The 12833-nt window shown below is 64.5% G+C and carries 8 protein-coding genes and 1 rRNA gene; 5 read left to right on the top strand and 4 right to left on the bottom strand.

Going from position 1 to position 12833, the window contains the following annotated elements; translation table 11 throughout:
- Positions 1-25: 25 nt before the first annotated feature.
- The gene (locus F8197_RS27335) at positions 26-757 is read right to left on the bottom strand and encodes a hypothetical protein (protein WP_152885157.1); all 732 of its coding nucleotides are present in this window, start codon (positions 755-757) and stop codon (positions 26-28) included.
- A 181-nt stretch (positions 758-938) separates the two neighbouring features.
- Here F8197_RS27335 and F8197_RS27330 point away from each other — a divergent pair, with 181 nt between their 5' ends.
- Positions 939-2522: a YifB family Mg chelatase-like AAA ATPase gene (locus F8197_RS27330; RefSeq protein WP_152885156.1), complete on the top strand. Its 1584-nt coding sequence runs from the start codon at positions 939-941 to the stop codon at positions 2520-2522.
- Positions 2523-2549: 27 nt separating this feature from the next.
- Positions 2550-3488, top strand: coding sequence for a DUF6624 domain-containing protein (locus F8197_RS27325; RefSeq protein WP_152885154.1), 939 nt, complete (start codon positions 2550-2552; stop codon positions 3486-3488).
- Between the two features lie 14 nt (positions 3489-3502).
- Here the strand turns inward: F8197_RS27325 and F8197_RS27320 are convergent, their stop codons facing one another.
- The gene (locus F8197_RS27320; protein ID WP_152885153.1) at positions 3503-5791 is read right to left on the bottom strand and encodes a hypothetical protein; all 2289 of its coding nucleotides are present in this window, start codon (positions 5789-5791) and stop codon (positions 3503-3505) included.
- A 195-nt stretch (positions 5792-5986) separates the two neighbouring features.
- Between F8197_RS27320 and F8197_RS27315 the strand changes: the two genes are divergently transcribed.
- The 3 genes from F8197_RS27315 (at position 5987) to F8197_RS27305 (ending at position 8709) form a co-directional block, all read left to right on the top strand.
- On the top strand, positions 5987-7705 hold the full coding sequence (locus F8197_RS27315) for a M1 family metallopeptidase (RefSeq protein ID WP_152885151.1): 1719 nt from the start codon (positions 5987-5989) through the stop codon (positions 7703-7705).
- A complete protein-coding gene (locus F8197_RS27310; protein ID WP_152885150.1) occupies positions 7702-8211 on the top strand; it encodes a hypothetical protein in 510 nt (169 codons plus the stop codon). Before F8197_RS27315 ends, F8197_RS27310 begins: the two co-directional genes overlap by 4 nt.
- A 156-nt stretch (positions 8212-8367) precedes the next feature.
- Positions 8368-8709: a DUF1840 domain-containing protein gene (locus F8197_RS27305; protein WP_026637769.1), complete on the top strand. Its 342-nt coding sequence runs from the start codon at positions 8368-8370 to the stop codon at positions 8707-8709.
- Here the strand turns inward: F8197_RS27305 and F8197_RS27300 are convergent.
- Together F8197_RS27300 and rrf are read right to left on the bottom strand one after the other, a co-directional pair.
- The gene (locus tag F8197_RS27300) at positions 8706-12611 is read right to left on the bottom strand and encodes a two-component regulator propeller domain-containing protein (protein ID WP_193333588.1); all 3906 of its coding nucleotides are present in this window, start codon (positions 12609-12611) and stop codon (positions 8706-8708) included. The genes F8197_RS27305 and F8197_RS27300 overlap by 4 nt on opposite strands.
- A gap of 102 nt (positions 12612-12713) precedes the next feature.
- A 5S ribosomal RNA gene (gene rrf, locus F8197_RS27295) occupies positions 12714-12826 on the bottom strand.
- Positions 12827-12833: the final 7 nt, after the last annotated feature.

The raw sequence follows: 12833 nt of genomic DNA, 5'->3' as shown, positions 1-12833 counted from the left end.
CGGCGCCGGAGGTCATGCCCTCCGGTCAATTGCTTGCGCGTTTAGGCAGCGCGATGGTGAAGGTGGTGGACCACAGCCGCGAGGGCGCCCCCATGGGAAGCAGCACATCGCCGTCACCCGCACTGGAACTGGCGCTGGCGTCGTCGCCCAGCTTCGACAAATCCCAGCGCACCGACACCGGGTACTGCCTGCCGTCCGGTGGCAGCAGCACCAGTGCATTGCCTGCGACGGCAAGGCCACCACGCTCGACGCGCAGCGCGCTGGTGGCGGGCGGTGGCAGCGTTGGACCTGGCGTCGTATCGGGCGGCGCGGCGGCGCGGCGCTTGGGCGGTGGCGGTTCCACCGGCGCCTGGTAGTGCACCACCAGGTCGCCCTGCACGTCGCGCGGTGACGTCCATTCGCGCAGCTTGCCGTCCGGTCCCTTGACGTCGCGCGTGGCCAGCGGCACGTTGCCGTGGCTGTCGCGCACCGTCAGTTCCTTGAGCGTGACGGCCACCGTCTCCCCTTGCTCGACCGCGAGCGGCAGCTGCAACAGCGCAGTATCGGCGCCCACCTGCACATCGGGCACCTTGAGCGTGACATCGACCACGCCGATGCCGGCGCCAGCCTTGTCCGGATGGTTGAACGGCGCTGGCTGCAGCAGCAGCAACAGCAGGCGTGGCGGCGGTGGTGCGGCCGCCGCTGCATCCTGATCCGGCGCTTGCGCCATCGCACCGCCCGTCGCCAGCGCCAGCAACCCGGCCTGAATGGTCCGCAAACCCAATCGATGAATCACAGTGGCAATGCGCATATCGGGCTCCACAAAAATCGACGATCAACAACTTTACCATCTATCAATGTTTCCTTGCGCAAGGTAGCACCGCCTCTGCCGCAGATCAAGGCCCGGCCTGGCCAACCCGCTACACTCGCGGCAGCCCGTGACCACGTAGGGGAAACACATGAGCCTGGCCGTACTCAAGAGCCGCGCCCTCGCGGGCATGAAAGCGCAGCAAGTCAATGTCGAGGTGCACCTGGCCAACGGTTTGCCGGCCTTCACCATTGTCGGCCTCGCCGATACCGAAGTGAAGGAAGCCAAGGACCGCGTGCGCGCTGCGATCCAGAACGGCGGCTTCGAGTTTCCCGCCCAGCGCATCACCGTCAATCTCGCGCCGGCCGACCTGCCCAAGGAATCGGGGCGCTTCGACTTGCCGATCGCACTGGGCATCCTGGCCGCCTCGCGCCAGATTCCCGCCGCTATCCTGGACCAGTACGAGTTTGCCGGCGAGCTGTCGCTGTCCGGCGAGTTGCGGCCGATCCGGGGAGCACTGGCGATGTCGCTGGCGATGACGCGCGATGCCGGGCATGATTGCGCCCACAATGGCGAGCACGGTAAAGATTCCACCAAGCGGCGCACTCCGCCCGGTAAAGCTGACGGGCGTGGCTTCATCCTGCCGCAAGCCAATGCCGACGAAGCGGCGCTGGTGAACGGCGCCGCCATCTACCCGGCCAGCTCGCTGCTGCAAGTGTGCGCCCACCTGGCGGCCAGCTCACACGAGGCGATGCTGACCCGGCATACGTCTGCGCTGGCGGTGGCCATGACCGAGGTGGCCGACCTGGCCGACGTCAAGGGCCAGTTCATGGTCAAGCGCGCGCTGGAGGTGGCGGCGGCCGGCAACCACAGCCTCTTGATGGTGGGACCGCCCGGCGCCGGCAAGACCATGCTGGCAGCGCGCTTTCCCGGCCTGCTGCCGCCGATGACCGACGACGAGGCGCTGGAAGCGGCGGCCGTGCAGTCGCTCACCGGCGGCTTCCGGATCGAGGACTGGAAGCGCAGGCCCTTTCGCGCCCCGCACCATACGGCATCCGGCGTGGCATTGGTGGGCGGCGGCGGCTATCCGCGTCCCGGCGAAATCTCGCTGGCCCATCGCGGCGTGCTGTTCCTCGACGAGCTGCCCGAGTTCGACCGACGCGTGCTGGACGTGCTGCGCCAGCCGATGGAGTCGGGCCGCGTCACCATCTCGCGCGCGGCGCAGCAGGCCGAGTTCCCCGCCCACTTCCAGCTGATCGCCGCGATGAACCCGTGCCCGTGCGGCTACCACGGCCATCCCAGCGGCGTATGCAACTGCACGACCGAGCAGATCGCCCGTTACCAGGGCCGCGTTTCCGGCCCCCTGCTCGACCGCATCGACATGCAGATCGAAGTCTCCGCCGTGGAACCCGACACCCTGGCCGCCGACGCCGACGGCGAACCGTCCACCGCTATTGCCGCCCGCGTGCAGCGTGCGGCCGAGATCCAGCTGGCGCGCCAGGGCAAGCGCAACCAGTACCTTACCACCCGCGAAATCGACCGCCTGTGCAAGCCCGACAAGGCGGGCAAGGCCAAGCTCAAACGCAGCATGGAACACTTCCAGTGGTCGGCCCGCGCCTACCACCGCATCCTGCGCGTGGCCCGCACCATCGCCGACCTGGCCGGGGCGGAAGGGATCGGCGAACAGCATATCTTGGAGGCGGTGCAGTATCGGAGGGCATTGAAGGATCGGTGAGCGCTCGGGCTGTGAGAGAATCACACCATGAATTCAACCCGCAGACAACCAATCGCCGTCGCCGCGCTCCTGTTCGCAGCGCTCACCGGTACCGCCCGCGCCGAAGACACACCTGCACCAACTCCGGCCATCCAGCCCATCCCCTACTCCGGCAAAATCGTCAGCGCCACCGGCACCGTGCCGGAGCAAGCCGCCATCTTTGCCGACTGCCAGGATGGCAGTGAGCGCATCCATGGCCAGATCGAAGCCGACACCTACCGCCTCGACCTGCCGCCAGCCATCACATGCACCGTGGTGCTCGGTGACACGGATTGGGAAGCCGATGCCCAACTGGTGTCCGATGCTGCCACCGCCCTTCCGCAAACCATGCTGATATACCCGCTGCCGGTGCCGCAGCCGGAGATCGCACGCGAACTGATCGAGATGGGTGCGCAGGACCGCGCGGTGCGCCAGGCCTGGGCTGCCGGCAAACGCGATGCCGCGTCAGAAAAAAAATTTGCGGCGGATGATCGCAAACGCCAGCGGCGCCTGCGCCAGATCATCACTACCAAGGGCTGGCCGACGATTTCGATGGTGGGCGCAGAAGCTGCCAACGAGGCGTGGCTGGTTGCGCAGCACGCCCCGCCTGCGCAGCTCAAGCACTGGGCGGTGTTCATGCGCGCGGCAGCAGCCAGGCACGAAATCAAGCTGGTCAACCTGGCCACCACGCTGGATCGCGTGCGCATGTATGAGAAGCGGCCGCAGATTTACGGTACCCAGTACAGCACCCGCGAGGATGGTGCGATCCAGTTCTACCGGATCGAGGACATTGCCAATATCGACAAGCGGCGCCTGGAAATGGGCATGTCCTCGTTTGCCGCGTTGCAGGCGCAACTGGCCAAGCCACCCAAACCGGCAGAGCCAACCAAACCTGCCGAGCCGGCCCCTCCTGTTACTCCTGCCACCCCTGCTACTGCTGGGGAATAGCTTCCTGAATCAGCTCAAACCTCCCACTGTACCTTCACCGTCAACGACTTGTTGGTAGTATCGGGATCGCGCGTGCTGTCGCGCGAAAAGCCCACCGACATTGAGCGGCCGTGGCGCCACAGATGACGGTATAACAGCGAGCGGTGCATCTGCCGGTCGGCCCACGGCTCCAGTCCCGAGACGCCGTCGTCGCGGCGCGCGGCCGACGTGGTTTGCGCCAGCAGCCGCAATGAATCGGCAGCCGTGAAGTGCAGCATACCCAGCGCGCGCCAGCCGTTGTCCACGAATGCCGGCCGGCCCAGGGTGCCCTGCACCCACGCGCGGTTGAGCCGGAAATCGGTCTCGATCGACCAGCCACGCGTGCCAGGCAATGGCAGGCGCAAGCCCAGGTCCACGATGGCATTGCCGCCGCTGCCCACGCGGTCGGCATCGACGTCGAGCTGGCGGCCCAGCGTGACCTCGGCATTGAACTTGGTCATCCACGACAGCGGCGACGATTCGAAACCGAAGTGCACGGCCGGCACATCGTGCAGAGGCCCCAGGCGGCGGCCGCGCTGCTGGTCGAAGCCAAGGTTGGCCCACAGGTTGGTCTGGCGGCCGGCGCGGAACCAGATCCCCGGCTGCAGCTTGCGCTCGACAACCTGGTTGGCCTGCTGGTCCAGCCGATTATCCGACAGAGTACGGATCTCGTGCACGCCCAGGTGCGCCTCGAATTCGTACAGTTTCAGCTCGGCGCCGCCAAGCGCCAGCGTGCGTCCGCCCAGCCGCCGGTTGAGATTGATGTCGGTCTTGAGCACGCCCGCCTGCGGCACAAAGCCGTTGTCGTTCACAAAACCCGGCGTGATCGCCTCCAGCTGCAACTCGTTCCACCAGGCGTCGCTGATGCTGGTGAATTTGCCGAGCGCGTAGCCGCCGTGGCGCGTGGCCACGCGGGCGCTGCGCGCCACCGGTTCTTCCACGAAGCCGGCGCTGGTTTGCGAGTGCATCAGCAGCCACAAGGCCTGCTGGCCGTCGCCGCGCCATTGGCCGTCAAAACCTGCCACCTCGTTGCTGCCGGCGTTGCCGTAACTGCGCTGCGAGACGAACGCGCCCATCACCGTGTGCTCGCCATGCCAGCGCGTGCGCACCATGCTGGCCAGGGTGCGCCGGGTTTGCGCGTATTCGGCCGTCTCGTAGGCGCCGCCGCGCAGCACCACGCCGCCCTCCTGGTCGCGCAAGCTCATGGCGGTGGCGTCGGCGCCGGCGTCGCGCCAGGTCGCGCGCAAGCCCCATTCCGGGTCGGCCACGGTGCGCGAATAAAATGCCGACAGCGGCAGTCCCAGCACGTCCGCGCTTTCGAGGAAAAAGCCGCGCTTTTCCGGCAGGCTCAGGGCGATGCGGCTGGCGCCCGACGACGTGGGTTCGTCGATTTCCACCTGCGAGAAATCGGGATTGACGGTGGCGTTGAACACCCAGTCGGCGCGCGGCCGAGCATTGATCTCCAGGCCTACGCTGGCGCGGTCGCCGCGCTGGCGCCCCGTTTCATCGCGGTCGCGGTTGGAACGCATGGTCAGTTCCGGCTTGAGTTCCACGAAGCTGCGGTCGCGCACCGCCGCCACCGTATCGCCCATGCCGCCCACGTCCTGCAACAGCGCGATGTGGCTCAGCGAGCCGTTTTTGAGCGGGGTGCTGGTGAGCAGCAGGCCATCCGCGTGCGGCACGCTGCGCTCGATCATCACGCGCCAGGTCTTGCCGTCGGCGTAGGGAAAGCGCAGGTTCGACAGCGGCCAGCGGATCTCCATGGTATAGCCGTCGGCCAGGCGTTTGACTGCTGCGTCGATCGGAAAGTCCGGTCCCAGGTCCGACTCGTCCAGGTCGGCGCGATAGATGCCGTCGCTGAACACGCCGGCGATATTCACGCGTACGAATTGCGCCGCGCGGCCATGTCCCGTGGGGTCGAGCCACACGCCGATGAAGTCCTGGTCCAGGCTCACCTTGTCGCGCCGCGTCAGGGTGCCGCGCATGCGCTCGGGCGCGTCGTCCCAGGCGCGGATGCCGAACACCAGCGCACCGTCGTCGATCAGCAGTTGCACCGTGGTGCGCAGGTTGGCCGGCGCCGGCTTGCCGTCGGCGGGGAGAAACTGGTGGAAGGCGTCGAACACGGGGGCGGCGCGCCACGCGTCGTCATCGAGCGCGCCATCGACACGCAAAGTGGCGGTGCGGTCGGCCAGCATGGCTGGCAATGGCGGAACACGCTGGTGGCGTTCGTCCTGCTCCACGGCCGCCACATCGCCGGCGGCAAACATGGCAGCAAAGCCTGCCATGCGAAATACCCTGAAAATTGAATCCACTCTAGCCCCTGTTTTGTGCGCAGCAGTTTACCGCAACAAGATGCTTTTTTGAGAACTATTTTTGAGAAGATCGTCCACGCTAAATTCTGTCGAAGCACGCGCATAACATCACTTGTTCGCCACCCTTGCTGCTATATTCAGCATTGCCTTCAACTTGCCGGAATCCGCATGACACGCCTGCCTCTTCTGCTTGCCGCCAGCGCTATGCTGGCCGGCTGCGCCACCGCCCCTGCACCGATGACCGACTTCACCGCCAACTCCGGCAGCCCACGCGCGCCCGAGCAACTGGCGGTCACGTTCGAGCATGCCGATGTGGCGCTGCGCGTCGATCCTGCGACACAAAGCATTAGCGGCGACACTGCGCTCACCTTCACCGCCACTGCGCCGCTCACCCGCATCGCGGTGGAACTCGACCGCAACCTGCCGATCGACGGCGCCAGTGTGGACGGCGTGGCCTTGCCGGCAGCGGCCATCAGCAATCCCGACGGCCGCCTGTACCTCACCTTGCCCAAACCGCTGCTGGCGGGCGAGCGCACCACCGTGCGCATCCGCTACCACGGCGTGCCGCACGTGGCAAAACGGGCGCCGTGGGACGGCGCCTTCGTGTGGGCCAGGACCGCCGACGGCCAGCCGTGGATTGCCACCACGGTGGAAGGCGAAGGGTGCGATCTGTTCTGGCCCTGCATCGATCACCCGATGGGCAAACCGAAACTGATCGACCTGCACATCACGGTGCCGTCGCCCCTGGTCGTCGCCGGCAACGGCGTGGCCACCGGAATGACGGAAAAAGACGGCTGGCGCACCTACGACTGGCGCGCCAGGAATCCCAGCACCTACGGCGTGTCGCTCAACATCGGGCCGTACGAGGTGCTGGCGGGCGACTACGTGAGCCGCTACGGCAATACCATCCCGCTGCGCTACTGGTACCTGCGAGGGGATGAGGAAAACCGCAAGAAGGCACAGGGACTGTTCGACGAATTCACGCCCATGCTCGATTTCTTCGAAAGCCGCATCGGTCCTTACCCGTTCGGCGACGAAAAAATGGGTGTGGTCGAAACCCCGCACCTGGGCATGGAACACCAGACTATCAACGCCTACGGTAACAAGTACCTGAAGTCGCCGTACGGTTACGACTGGCTGCTGCACCACGAGCTGTCGCACGAATGGTTCGGCAACCAGATGACCAACGCCGACTGGGACGACATGTGGCTGCACGAGGGCTTCGGCAGCTATATGCAGCCGCTGTACCTGCAATCGCTGCGCGGCGAGATGGCATTCCAGGCCGAGTTGTTTAAGCAGCGCCAGGCCATCAAGAACAAGGCGCCCATCGTCAGCGGCAAAACCCAGCGCATCCAGGATGTGTACGATGCCGATAAAGGCGGTCCTGGCAACGACATCTACGTCAAGGGTTCGCTGATCCTGCACACGCTGCGCAACCTGGTCGGCGACGACGCCTTTTTCCGCGCCACGCGGCGCATGGTATACGGTACCGACACGCCGGTACCGGGCCAGTTGCAGCCGCGCTGGAGCAGCACGAAGGAATTCATCGGCATTGCCAACGAAGCGGCTGGCCGCGACCTGGGCTGGTTCTTCGACGCCTACCTGTACCACGCCGCGCTGCCCGAACTGGTCGAGACGCGAACCGGCGACCAGCTCACGCTGCGCTGGCAGCTCAAGAACGGCGGCGCCTTCCCGATGCCGCTCGAAGTGCGCGTCAACGACCGCATCGAGAAGCTGCCCATGACGGACGGCCAGGGCGTGCTGACGCTGCCGCCGCGCGCGCTGGTCACCATCGATCCGTACTCGCGCGTGCTGCGCCGCGCTGCGCACATCGAGGCATGGCAAGCCGACGAAGCGGCGCGCAAAAAGAGCAAGGCCGCCAAATGAACGCGCGCCTGCTGGCGGTCCCGCTGCTGGCGCTCGCGCTCAGCGCCTGCGACCCTCACTACAACTGGCGCGACTACCGCAGCAAGGACGCGCCGTACAGCGTGCTCCTGCCCGGCAAGCCGGCCACGCACGCGCGCGATGTGCGGCTGGGCGAGCTGCCGGTGCGGATGACGATGACGGCAGCCGAAGTGGACGACGTGGTATTCGCCGTGGGCAGCGCCGAGTTGACCGACGCGGCGCAGGTGCCGGCCGCGCTGCTGGCCATGCAGACTGCGCTGGCGCGCAATATCGGCGCCACCATCACCAGCCAGGCCACTGCCGCCAGTGGTCCACAGACGACCGTCAGCATCGAAGCGAAAGGCATGCGCAATGGCGAACCCACGCTGCTGATCGGCCGCTTCATCGCGCGCGAACGCCGCGTGTACCAGGTGGTGGTGATGGGCGCCGAGCGCCATATCGCGCGCGAGCAGGTGGCGACCTTCCTCGACTCGTTCAAGCTGCAATGAACAGAAATAGTTTGAAACAATTTGCTCGCTTAGAGTTGGCTTAACTGTTAGGTTTGCCTCTTCCAAACATTCAGAAATGAATTAAAGTGGTCTTACGGCGTGCCCGCCAACGAGAGCCGGCGCACCGCACTGTCCAACAAAATCAAGAGGCGCATCATGTTAATCACGTTCAAAACCCGCTACAGCCCTGAAGTGTTGATGTACCAGGAACATGCCCAACGCATCCTCGACCTGCTGCACAAAAATCCCACGCGCGGCGTGATCACGGCCACCGAAGCGGCCGAGGCGCTGTCGGTGCTGGAAGACCAGGTGGCCGAAAGCAAACTGCATCCCGAAACTGATATCGAATACGACATCCACGCCCACGAGCGCGAGGAAGGCGAGACGGTCGAACATGCGCTGGCCCAGCGCGTGGGCTTCGCGGCCCGCGCCTATCCGCTGGTGGAGATGCTGCGCCTGGCCAAGCAGGAAAACCAGCCTATCGTCTGGGGCGTCTAATCGCCTGCCAGCGAGGCCTGTAACGGCAGGTCGATGGTGAACCGCGTCCCCACGCCCACGGCGCTGTCGACGCGGATCGCGCCATCGAGCAGCGAGCTGACGATGTTGTAGGTGATGCTCAAGCCCAGGCCATTGCCGCCCTGCCCCAGCTTGGTGGTGAAGAACGGATCGAAGATCCGGGCCTGGTGTTCCAGCGTGATGCCGCAGCCGTCATCCTCGAACACGATGCGAACGTTTTCCGTCCCCACCCGTACCGCCCACAACCGGATCAAGCCATCTTCGCGACCGTCGAACGCATGCAGCAGCGCGTTGTTAATCAGGTTGATGATCACCTGGCCATAGGGACCGGGGAAGCTATCCATCTCGATATCGTCCGGCATTTCCAGCACCATCCGGTGGCCGGCCTTGCGGATCTGGTTTTTCATGGTGGTGACGATTTCGGCGCTGGCCTGGTGCAGGTTGAAGCGGCGCCGCTTGGCGCTGGCCTGGTCCACCGCCACCTGTTTAAAACTGTTCACCAGTTCCGCTGCGTTGTGCAGGCTGCGCATCAGCAGCGTGGACGCCTCGCGCGACGCCTCGATGTAGTGCTTGAGGTCCGAGCGGCGCAGCGCGTTGTCGGCGTGGCGCGCTTCGATATCGGTAGTCTTCGCTTCCAGCGTGCTGGCGATCACCAGGCTGTTGCCGATCGGCGTATTGAGTTCGTGGGCGACGCCGGCCACCAGCGACCCCAGGGCCGCCAGCTTTTCGCGCTCCACCAGTTGCTGCTGCGCGTCCTGCAACTGGCGGTACGAATCGGCGTTGGCAAACGCCACCGCCACGTACGAGGCCAGCGTGGTCAGCATGTCGAGATCGATGCGCTGGTAGGCGTTGGCGCGGTAGCTGTGCACCGTGATCACGCCGCGTACCTGCCCCGACACCGAGATCGGCACATAGATCAGCGAGCGCGGCTCGGACGGCAGCGAACCGTCTTCCAGGGTGCCCATGTGCTCCGCGTCCGACACCAGCGCCAGGTTGGCGATATAGCGCGGGTAGTCCTGTTCCAGGTCGTTGATGAACACTTCCTGCGCATGGTTGATGCACCATACGGCCAGCTGGTTCGGCTCCAGCATGCTGCGGGTATAGGGCGTATAGCGTTTGCCCTTTTCCATGGCGAACGGGTACTCGATCAGCTCCTGTTCCGGGCGATAGATGCCGATGCCGAACACGCTGGCGTCCATCAGCGCATGCACCTGCTGGTACAACATCGACATGATCGCCTCGCTATCGAGATTGGCGGTCAGGCGGCGGCCGATATCGGACAGTAGCGAGATATTGCGGTGCGCCTGTTCCACGCTGTCCTTTTGCCGTTCCACTTCGCGCTTTTCGTGTTCGACCGATTCCTTCTGCTGCACCAGTTCGCGGGTACGTCCGATCACTTCGTTTTCAAGCGTCTGCTTTTGCCGCACCAGCCGCCGGATGCGCAGGCGGAACAGCAGGTAGCCAAGCCCCACCGCCAGTGCCAGAACCAGCAGGCGGAACCACCACTGCTTCCAGAACGGCGGCGTGATCACCACTTCGAGCGCCACCGGCTCGTTGTTCCAGATGCCGTCCTTGTTCGACGCCCGGATCCGGAACACGTAGCGGCCGGGGTCGAGGTTGGTGTACGTGGCAAACCGCCGGCCGCTATCGGTGTTGACCCATTGCGGATCGAAGCCCTCAAGCTGGTAGGTGTAGCGGTTGCGCTGCGGGTCGGCAAAATGCAAACCGGCGAATTCGATCGTGAACATGGCGTCGCGCGGGCCCAGGGTGACCGACCTGGCCGCGTCCAGCGGACCGCGTGTCAGCACGTCCTCGCGCATGATGGCGGTCAGGATCGACTGGTTGAAAATCGAGAAATCGGTAATTGCCACTTGCGGCGGCATCGGGTTGTCGTGGATGCGGTTCGGGTTAAATGCGGTCAGGCCGCCCAGGCCGCCAAAGTACAGGGCGCCGTCGGCCGCCCGATAGCCGGCGCCGATGTAATACGACCCGTCGAGCAAGCCATCCTTGGCAGTGTATTGCTTGAACACGCCCTTGGCCGGGTCGAACATGTCGATGCCACCGGTATTACTGATCCACAGTCGCCCCTTGGCATCGCTCAGGATGGCGCCGATCGGATCAGATGGGTAGCCTTCGCGCACCGGGTAAAATCGGAACCGCAACTCGCCATCGGGGCCAGGGATGGCTTTACACAGGCCGGCGCCGGTGCCCACCCACATGACGCCCTTGGCGTCTTCGTGCAGATACTGCACGCGCTTGTGGCACAGGCTGTCTGGTTGCCTTGGCTGGTGTCGGTAATGGCGAAATTTGCCGGTCTCGCGATCAAAGCGTTCGAGGCCACTTTCGGTACCAACCCACAGCACGCCGGCACGGTCCTCGAGCAGCGCCTTGATGCGGCCTTCGAGGCTGTCAGGATTCCCCGGGTCCGGGCGATAGGTGGTCACCGCCAGTGTGCGGGGATCAACGCGATGCAGTCCAGCCGGGGTGCCGATCCAGATCACGCCACTCCGATCAACCAGTATGCGCTGGACCAGGAGCGATATCGGGCGGGTGTCAAGCGCGATCCGCGTAAAGCGGGCGCTGACCGGATCGCGCCACGCCACGCCGGCGTCGGTAACAACCCAGAGGCGGTCCTGGTGATCAGTGGCCAGGGCCAGCAATTGGTTGCTGGGCAGGCTGGTCGGATCCTCGGGTACGGTACGCCAGATTTCGGTAGTGCCGCGCACCGGATCGAGGCGAGTCAGTCCATCGGCCGTACCGAGCCACAGTTTATTGCCGCCTGCGCTGGCAATCGCGCGCACCTTGTTGTTGCTGATGCTGTTGAGGACGCCTTCGTGTTCGGTGTACCGCTCGAATCCGCCACTCAGCAAATCTACCTTGTCGAGGCCGGTGTACCAGTTGCCGACCCAGAGCGTGCCCGTGCGGTCCTGGTACAGCGCACTGATACGGTTGCTGGAAATGCCGCTCTTGTCGAGATTGTTGGCGCGGTAGTGGTGCAACTGGCCTTGCAAGGGATCGCGGCGCAGCAATCCGTCATCCTGCAACGCAATCCATAAATGGCCTTCGCTGTCTGGCAGCATGGCGGTAACCTGGCGGTTCGCCAGGGCCGCTCCGCCCTCGAGCGGCAACTGCTCGGCAATATCACCGTTCATGCGCCAGGTTTGCAGACCGTGCACCCCCGCCACCCACACCAAACCATCGGCACCCACTGCCAGCATGTCGATGGCGCCCGCTGTCGTCGCTGCCTCTTTCGACACCAGATGGCGGAACGTGCTGGCGCCGGCCGGCATCAGGTCCAGTCCACTGGCAGTGGCCAGCCACAGGTTGCCTCGTTGGTCGCGCCTTATGGCGTTGATGCGGTCATCGCCAGGCGTACCGGTATCGCCGGGCACGTGGCGCAGCGCGCGTATCGTCCCCGTAGCGGTATCGAAGTGCTGCAGGCCGTCGCTGGTAGTGAGCCACAAGCCGTCCTTGCCGTCGCCAATGATGTTGGTAACCGAGAGACTGCCAGGTGCAATGTGTTGGTGGATGAAACTCTGGGTGTCCTGATCAAATCGATCGAGGCCTCCCTTGGTGCCGATCCACAGCCGTCCCTGGCCGTCTTCATACAGCGCCTGGATAAAGTTATCGGCCAAACTGCGGGAGTCAACGGGATTGTTCTTGAAGGAAGTGATGCGATAACCGTCGTAGCGGCTCAGGCCTGCCTGGGTACCGATCCACAGGTAGCCCTGGCGGTCTTGTACGATTATTGTGACCGACTCCTGTGGCAATCCGTCTGCCACACCCAGGTGATCGAACCGCAAACTGAGCGGCGCGCCCACGGCGCTTGCTGCCAGCCAAAGCCAGGCAAACAAAATAGCCAGACGCGTTGCACGATTTAACATTTCTTTCACCCCGAGTTGAACTTATTGTAATTCAGAAATATCGGGAGAAATGAAAAAAGCCCCACCAGCGTTGTTTGCTGGTGGGGCTTTTAGGAATAACTAGCCTGACGATAACCTACTTTCACACTGGTTGCAGCACTATCATCGGCGCAAAGTCGTTTCACGGTCCTGTTCGGGATGGGAAGGGGTGGGACCGACTTGCTATGGTCATCAGGCATTGAA

The organism is Duganella sp. FT27W, from assembly GCF_009295655.1.
In the GTDB taxonomy this organism is placed as follows: domain Bacteria; phylum Pseudomonadota; class Gammaproteobacteria; order Burkholderiales; family Burkholderiaceae_D; genus Rugamonas; species Rugamonas zoogloeoides.
The sequence above is the reverse complement of the archived record's forward strand: the minus strand, read 5'-3'. Positions and strand labels throughout refer to the sequence as shown.